9 protein-coding genes and 1 pseudogene are annotated in these 6,187 nt (G+C 64.7%); 5 read left to right on the top strand and 5 right to left on the bottom strand.

Going from position 1 to position 6,187, the window contains the following annotated elements; translation table 11 throughout:
• Window positions 1–145 precede the first annotated feature (145 nt).
• The 4 genes from A1D30_RS24520 to A1D30_RS02015 all read right to left on the bottom strand — a co-directional run bounded on the left by A1D30_RS24520 (window position 146) and on the right by A1D30_RS02015 (window position 1,598).
• Window positions 146–451, bottom strand: coding sequence for an HAD domain-containing protein (locus A1D30_RS24520; protein WP_242421758.1), 306 nt, complete (start codon window positions 449–451; stop codon window positions 146–148).
• A gap of 92 nt (window positions 452–543) precedes the next feature.
• Window positions 544–723, bottom strand: a complete 180-nt coding sequence (locus tag A1D30_RS02020) for an MbcA/ParS/Xre antitoxin family protein (RefSeq protein WP_233195217.1) — start codon at window positions 721–723, stop codon at window positions 544–546.
• 72 nt (window positions 724–795) lie between these two features.
• Complete coding sequence (locus A1D30_RS25770) at window positions 796–972, bottom strand: hypothetical protein (RefSeq protein WP_157891313.1); 177 nt, start codon at window positions 970–972, stop codon at window positions 796–798.
• 188 nt (window positions 973–1,160) lie between these two features.
• Complete coding sequence (locus A1D30_RS02015) at window positions 1,161–1,598, bottom strand: helix-turn-helix domain-containing protein (protein ID WP_055400384.1); 438 nt, start codon at window positions 1,596–1,598, stop codon at window positions 1,161–1,163.
• A 177-nt stretch (window positions 1,599–1,775) separates the two neighbouring features.
• Here A1D30_RS02015 and A1D30_RS02010 point away from each other — a divergent pair, with 177 nt between their 5' ends.
• Window positions 1,776–2,216, top strand: coding sequence for a hypothetical protein (locus A1D30_RS02010; protein ID WP_063459123.1), 441 nt, complete (start codon window positions 1,776–1,778; stop codon window positions 2,214–2,216).
• Here the strand turns inward: A1D30_RS02010 and A1D30_RS02005 are convergent.
• Entirely contained in the window at window positions 2,213–2,515 is a 303-nt protein-coding gene (locus A1D30_RS02005; RefSeq protein ID WP_082836262.1) for a helix-turn-helix transcriptional regulator, read from the bottom strand. The two genes, A1D30_RS02010 and A1D30_RS02005, sit on opposite strands and share 4 nt — an antisense overlap.
• Window positions 2,516–2,628: 113 nt before the next feature.
• On the opposite strand from A1D30_RS02005, the gene A1D30_RS02000 reads away from it, so the two are divergent.
• The 4 genes and pseudogenes from A1D30_RS02000 (at window position 2,629) to A1D30_RS01985 (ending at window position 6,062) form a co-directional block, all read left to right on the top strand.
• Window positions 2,629–3,081, top strand: a complete 453-nt coding sequence (locus A1D30_RS02000; protein WP_063459122.1) for an HAD domain-containing protein — start codon at window positions 2,629–2,631, stop codon at window positions 3,079–3,081.
• Between the two features lie 103 nt (window positions 3,082–3,184).
• Window positions 3,185–3,433: pseudogene (locus A1D30_RS01995) on the top strand (phosphohydrolase); the annotation flags it as partial.
• Window positions 3,434–3,691: 258 nt separating this feature from the next.
• The gene (gene imuA / locus A1D30_RS01990; protein ID WP_063459120.1) at window positions 3,692–4,555 is read left to right on the top strand and encodes a translesion DNA synthesis-associated protein ImuA; all 864 of its coding nucleotides are present in this window, start codon (window positions 3,692–3,694) and stop codon (window positions 4,553–4,555) included.
• The gene (locus A1D30_RS01985; RefSeq protein WP_063459119.1) at window positions 4,518–6,062 is read left to right on the top strand and encodes a DNA polymerase Y family protein; all 1,545 of its coding nucleotides are present in this window, start codon (window positions 4,518–4,520) and stop codon (window positions 6,060–6,062) included. The genes imuA and A1D30_RS01985 overlap by 38 nt, the downstream gene beginning before the upstream one ends.
• The last annotated feature ends 125 nt before the right edge of the window (window positions 6,063–6,187 follow it).

The raw sequence follows: 6,187 nt of genomic DNA, 5'->3' as shown, positions 1-6,187 counted from the left end.
ATGGCTGCCCAAAGGGATGGGTACTCCCCCCGGTGCTCCTGCACCAATCTCACCGCACGCTCACGCACCTCAGGCGAGAACTTGTTTGACTTCTTCATGGCTCAATCCTCTCAGAGAAAAGAGCCTCCTCAAAACCCGGGGCGATTCAAGCACGCAAGGACGCCGGAAGGCGCTTAAGGGTTGCGCTGTACCCTGGGCGGATGCACCAGGTGCTACTCAGTACCAGGGCGACTGCCGGGTGGGGTTGGAGCACCGACTCCAGGAATGGAACCCATTCGAACAGCGAATGTCCTGCAGCCTCATACGGGCTCATGTAGATGCCCTTGCGTGGATGCCAGAGCACTTTTTCATGGTGAACAACGCCATCGAGATCGAGGTACAGGACGACGTCCGCGCTGCGTGGAGTGGACGCAGGGAGATATGGGGAAATTTGGCCAGAGGACAGAGCCATATGTTGGGACTGGACTGTGCTTGGTGGGGATATAGTCAAGGAGGACGGCGGGGCCAGAGCGGACTCAGAACTTGCCAGCCACGTGCGTATTCCTACGAGAACGCACCAGACTGGACACGCATGAGCAAGCTCCGCACCACCTCAAGGCCGCCGGGCTCTTTGAGCACATCGAGAGGCCTTCGATCACCCAACGCTGGGACCACCCCCACGAGCCAGTGATTAAGCCAGGTCTGTGCGTCGAAACCAGTTGGGTCACCAGACTCATCAACCATGCGCCGCACAAGCATAGTGAGAATAGCGATGTGGTCTTCTAGGGCGATGGGGGCAGAATTCGTGTCCACAAGTTACCGATCAGTCCCGTTAACAATGGCACAGCGGCGTCGCCTGAGTGTCGGATCTTTGGTTGCATCGCCCGAGCGCGCATATTCCCTTGCGGTGATGACAGGAAGAGCGTGCATGACCTTGATTGTGATGACGCGCTTCGCCTTGCGGGCAGCCTGACCTGTGCGGTGCAATTCCATGGCGCGGTGATCTCTCAAGAGCTGTCGCGAGCTTCGGAGAGAGATTTCATCAAAGTACCTCTCAGAAAAACGTCGCCCCCGGGGGCATGCTTTCGCAGAGGTCGCACCGGGGGCTTGCTTTGCGCTAATGATAGCAACGAAGTTCAAACTCATCGCGGGGTTGTATCGGTAGGAGAACCAGCGCTGACTCACCAAAGGCCACGCTTGCTCACTTTTACCAGCGCACTCGTAAGGGCCATCAGCGTCTCTGCATCTGTCAGCACCTCCGCCCCCTTCAACGTGGACGGCAACGCAATTCCAGCGATCTCTTGAGTACGGTTGAGCACCTGCTCCACCAAACTGGTTCGGGGAACAAACATGTAGTGCACTTCACAGTCCAGGCCATGAGCCAAACGTGCAAGCGTATTCAGCGTGATAGTGCCGTTGGCCTCGGCCTGCTCCAGTTTGCGGACTCCCTGCGCCGTCATGCCCAAGCGCTCACCTAGCGCTTTGGAACTCATGCCCAAGGCCAATCTCACCGTCTTTGCCCAGCCACACCTGGGCGTGGCATTCCGCTGCAGCTTCGCGAAATCGCAAAACTGCCGATCAAGTTCGGCCAAGCGGGTGAGATCCAGGCGGTTTTTCAAGGGGGCAAACGCGTGAGGCAACAGACTGGTTGCCTCTTTAAGCAGATCTGGGCAACCGGTTTATTTCCATTGGGAGACGGGCACACTTGGAAAACAAAAATGGCATTCCATTCAGCTATCTTCGCACGTCACGGCCCCAAACGGGACCAATTAGTCTCATATTAACTTGAATGAAGAATGATGCTGCGTTTGGAAAAAGCGACCCTAGGAAAATTTGGAGCACAGGACATGTTGCGCCTGATCACGTCACGGGGTTGGGAAGCCATCCTGCCGGATGCGCTGGATGACAACCACCTATTGTTGATGTCAGACCAACTCCGAGACCTTCTGTCTGGCTCGGATTGGAGCGGGGATCACGATCCCGCTAGTGCAGCCTTACCGCTCGCCCTGTTGCTTCTGACCAAGGCGGGAGCCAAACGTTCAGGCGACAGCTTGGAAGTGGGCCTCGAAACTCTGCAAGAAGCACTGTGCTTGCTCAGCACTGCTGTGGATCGGGAGATCGTCAATCGGATGCTGCACCGCCAAGATGCCACACCCATTGGCACCGGTCTGATACAAGGGCTTCAAATGCTGGTTCAGTATGCCAAGGAACAGGCCGAATCGGAATGCCAAGCCTAGTCCGAAATGATGCCCTTGAAGTCCGCTTTGACGGTCCTGAGGAGTTCATTGACCAAGTTCGTGTCCAGGTCTGGGCAGTACGCGGTAGCAATCAAGGTCAAAGGGTGGATCTGCATCTGCTCGGCCAAAACCTCGATGGTGCGGATACTGGGCACTTGATGTCCCTGCTCGATGCGACTGATGTGTCGGCGGCTCGTTGCCAGCAACATGTCCTCCTGAACTAAGCCGCGTGCCGCGCGCAATTGCTGCAGCGCCCGACCAAAGTCGGCTTGGGGTGGAACACGCTTTCGGGAAGACATCCACCCGATTTCCGTCCAATGGGACTAAAAAGACCACGACCAAATAGTCTCATTGGCTCGCTAACTCGGAAAAATATTCAGACCTATTGGAAATCTGTTTCTGAAGTAGCACTGTGCCCATACTCTTTCTAGATTTTGACGGGGTCCTACACCCAGAGCATTGCCATGAGTCGAAGCACTTCTGTTGCCTATCGATCTTGGAAGATGCGTTACGACAGGTGCCCGAGTGCCAGATCGTGATCACCAGCACCTGGCGCCTGGAACAGGCCTATGAGGATCTATTGGAAAGGTTCTCTCCGGACATTGCCGCCATGATCGAAGGCGTTACCCCCAGATATTGCGATCTAACGAACGTCCCGAATACGCTGGTGGGGTACGAGCGGGAGGCCGAGTGCCATGCCTGGCTTTGGGCCAACGATGTGCCACATCGCAGATGGGTGGCGGTGGATGATCGATCGTGGCTCTATCGGCCGTTCTGCAAGTCGTTGTTTTTGGTCGATGGGCGAACGGGACTCACGCAGGCCACCGGTTCACAACTGACAGCTCGTCTTCAAACCACACTTTGAAAAGACTGCCAGGAGGGCAGACCACCTGACCTCAGAAAACACAAATCTAGGGTTAACCCGACCGTCCTAACCGGGTAATCTGCACCGAAAGTGAGATCACCCCTTGCTGGCCTTGCAGAAGGCCTTGATTGAAGCGGGTTCCCACCCCCAGCACCAGGGCGAACTACTGGCGCAGTTGCAGGGCGATGCCATCGGCATGGCCGAAGTGGCCCTGGTGGGGCGCGAGGCGCTGTGGCAACTGCAAAGCATCCTGAATGCCAGCCACCGCCGCTGGCCCCAGCTGTCGGACCGCGCCACGCCCATGGATGCGGCCGTGGCCGATTGGTGCGACTGGGCGCTGCAGCGGCTCTGATACGCCCCAAGGCGTGTGCAGAGGGCGCGCTGGTGGCTCCTCGCCTGCGGCGAACGGTGAATCGCTGTCCCGTCGCCATGCCGTAGACAGGCTTGGCCTGACCATGGCGAGGGGCCCACGGGCTTTTTCGGCCTTGCCTTCAAGCGCTAGCGCCCCCGTACCCCCTCAGACCCTGGCGCCTTCCCTTTCTGGCTCGCTATGCCTCAAAATACTGGTTATATTTACAGTATTCCTGTTCTTTGAAGCCTTGCCCCCGCCATGCCCGCGCCCAGCCTGTCCTTGCGGATTGCGCCCGATCTGCCCTCTGCCGTGCCCGGTGTCTGGCATGCCGATGCCCTGGGGGCGGGGCCACAGGCGGCCCAGCCCACGGGGCATGCGCTGCTAGACGCCCAACTGCCCGGCGGGGGCTGGCCGGTGGGGGCGTTGTGCGAGGTGCTGCAGCCCCTGGCGGGCCTGCACGAATGGCAGCTGGTGCTGCCCGCGCTGGCACAGGCCACGGCCCGCCGCACCGGGGCCGTGGTGGCGGTGGCGCCCCCTTGTGAGCCCTTTGGCCCGGCGCTGAAGGCGCAGGGGCTGCCGCCCGAGCGGCTGTGTGTGGTGCGCGCAGGCAGTGCCCGTGCGGCATTCTGGGCGGCCGAGCAGGCGCTGCGCTGCCATGGCGTGCTGGCCGTCATGGCCTGGCTGCCGCAGGCACCCGCTGCGGCCCTGCGCAGGCTGCAGCTGGCGGCGGCGCAGCAACAGCAACTGCTGTGGGTGTTCCGCCCGGTCAGCGCTGCACCCCAGGCGTCGCCCGCCTTGCTGCGGTTGCAGGTACAGGGGCTGCCTGCCGGGGCATCTGCACCTACCACGCCGGGTCTGCAGGTGCAGATCCTCAAGCGCCGGGGGCCGCCCCTGGTGCAGGCGCTCGATCTGCCGGGCTGCCACCCCCGGCTGGCGCAGGCCCTGGCGGCGCAGGCCGAGCGCCGCCACGCCGCGCAGGTGGTGGCCCGCGCCATGGTGGCGCGCTACAACGCAGCGGCCTTGGGGGAGCAGGCGGCGCCCATGCGCCCGGAGCCCGCGATGGTGGCGCTGCAGGGGAGGGGGCATGCACTGGATCGCATTGCCGCTGCCATGGCGGGATGAACCTGCAACCAGCCCGGCCGACCCCGGGGTGGGGGTTGCTGCTGACACGATGGCTGCGCCCGCCGTCGGTTGGTGGGCCCTGCGCTTTACCCCGCGTGTGGCGCTGGCGGATGGCGATACCGTGCTGCTGGAGGTCTCGACCACCGAACGCCTCTGGGGCGGGCGAGATGCCTTGCTGGCCCTGGTGCTGCAGGCCTGGGCCGAAGCCGCCGGAGGGCAGGGCGCACTGCCGCAACCCCCCGGCATGTTGCCCCCTTGGGGCAGCGGCCCCACCGCGCTGGTGGCGCAGGCCTGGCTGCGCATGGCGCTGGCCGGTCAGGCACCACGGTGGCAAGAAGGGCAAGAAGGACGGCCAAGGCAACAAGGGCCTGCAGTGCACACCCTGCCTTTGCACACCCTGACCGCCTTGCGCCCGCATGTGGCCAGCCTGGAGCGCATGGGCTGCCGCACCTGGGGCGCCTTGCGGGCGCTGCCGCGTGCCGGGCTGGCCCGGCGCCTGGGGGCCGGGGTGCTGCGGGTGCTGGACCAGGCCCTGGGCGAAGCCCCCGAAGCCCATGCCTGGCTGGAGCTGCCCGAGCAGTTTGTGCTGACCACCGAGCTGCCCGCGCTGGCCACTTCGGCCGATGCCCTGCTGTGGAGCGCCCACCGCTGCCTGACGGCCCTGCAGGGCTGGCTGCAGGCGCGCCAGCAGGGGGCGCTGGCGCTGGAGCTGGCCTGGCGCCACGACCTGCGGCGCATCGACGGGGTGGTGATCGCCCCCACGCAGGCCCTGCAGGTGTGCACCGCCCAGGCCACGCAGGACATGGCGCACCTGCGGCGCCTGCTGGCTGAAAACCTGGCGCGCACCGCCCTGGCCGCACCGGCCAACCAGATCACGCTGCGCCTGCTGGAGTCGGCCCCGCTGCCGCACCGCAGTGCCAGCCTGCTGCCGCCCGGTAACCATGGCGGCGGTTGCCCTGGCGGGGCCGACGACCCCGCGCCCCCAGGCGAAGCCTTGCATCAGCTGCTGGAGCGCCTGTCGGCCCGCCTGGGGCCCGAGCAAGTGCAGGCCCCCGTGCTGATGGCCGACCACCGCCCCGAGCACATGCAGCAGTGGCGCCCTGCCGCCGAGGTGCTGGGCCGCCCGCCCGCCCGGCGCTCTGCCGCCGCCACCGCAGGCGGCGGGGCCGAGGCCGCGCTGGACGCCAGCCCCGATGCCTTGCTGCTGCCCCCCTGGCTGCTGAACCCCCCCCAGCGGCTGACCGTGCAGGGCAACCGCCCCTGCCACCACGGCCTGCTGCGCCTGCTGGCCGGGCCCCACCGCTTCGAGGCGGGCTGGTGGTCTGCGGCCGAGGGTGGGGCCGACCCTGCACACCCCGGCACCGGCCTGGCCTTGCGCGACTACTTTGTGGCGCACAACGCGGTGGCGGGCCTGGTGTGGGTGTTCCGCGAGCGGCTGGCGCCGCTGCCCGATGGCGCGCAGGGGCGGGCGCGGCCCCCCCGCTGGTTTCTGCATGGTGTGTTTTGAAACACCCCCTGAACTGCTTCCCCCGCTCTCGCAGTGCTGTGCGCTGCGGGCAGGGGGGCGCCGCCAGCGCGGCGGGGCAGCCCCTGTGCGGCGGCCCCCGCCTGGGGCGCGCCAGTTTCAAGCCC

This window comes from Acidovorax sp. GW101-3H11 (genome assembly GCF_001633105.1).
In the GTDB taxonomy this organism is placed as follows: domain Bacteria; phylum Pseudomonadota; class Gammaproteobacteria; order Burkholderiales; family Burkholderiaceae_C; genus Acidovorax.
Note: the sequence above shows the minus strand (reverse complement) of the source record. Positions and strands in the feature narration are given on the sequence as shown.

Excerpts from the sequence above, each read along its gene's own strand:
- A1D30_RS25770 (WP_157891313.1), bottom strand. The coding sequence starts at position 972 with ATGGAATTGCACCGCACAGGTCAGGCTGCCCGCAAGGCGAAGCGCGTC.
- imuA (WP_063459120.1), top strand. The coding sequence starts at position 3,692 with ATGCCCGCGCCCAGCCTGTCCTTGCGGATTGCGCCCGATCTGCCCTCT.
- A1D30_RS24520 (WP_242421758.1), bottom strand. The coding sequence starts at position 451 with ATGGCTCTGTCCTCTGGCCAAATTTCCCCATATCTCCCTGCGTCCACT.
- A1D30_RS02020 (WP_233195217.1), bottom strand. The coding sequence starts at position 723 with ATGGTTGATGAGTCTGGTGACCCAACTGGTTTCGACGCACAGACCTGG.
- A1D30_RS02005 (WP_082836262.1), bottom strand. The coding sequence starts at position 2,515 with ATGTCTTCCCGAAAGCGTGTTCCACCCCAAGCCGACTTTGGTCGGGCG.
- A1D30_RS02010 (WP_063459123.1), top strand. The coding sequence starts at position 1,776 with ATGATGCTGCGTTTGGAAAAAGCGACCCTAGGAAAATTTGGAGCACAG.
- A1D30_RS01985 (WP_063459119.1), top strand. The coding sequence starts at position 4,518 with ATGCACTGGATCGCATTGCCGCTGCCATGGCGGGATGAACCTGCAACC.